1 protein-coding gene is annotated in these 238 nt (G+C 73.5%); it reads left to right on the top strand.

All coding sequences use genetic code 11. The features are described 5' to 3' along the window. The coding region (locus tag ACZ6JE_RS15580) for an ATP-binding cassette domain-containing protein (RefSeq protein ID WP_464319537.1) at positions 1–238 on the top strand (238 nt) is incomplete at both ends.

Here is a 238-nt window from a genome sequence, read left to right as displayed (position 1 = left end):
GCGTCGTCGTCGAGGGACCGAGCGGGGCGGGCAAGAGCACGCTGGCCGCCGTGCGGGCGAGGTTCCTCGACCACCGGGGTCGCTACGAGGTCGGCGGCGTCGACGTGTCGACGGTCCCGGCCGCCCGGGTGCGGGCCACCGTGGGCCTGATCGAGCAGGCGCCCTACCACTTCGACGAGTCCGTCCGCCAGAATCTGCTCTTCGCCCGGGACTCCGCCACAGACGACGACCTCTGGGC

The sequence above is a fragment of the Frigoribacterium sp. AC759 genome (assembly GCF_979256015.1).
The sequence above is the reverse complement of the archived record's forward strand: the minus strand, read 5'-3'. Positions and strand labels throughout refer to the sequence as shown.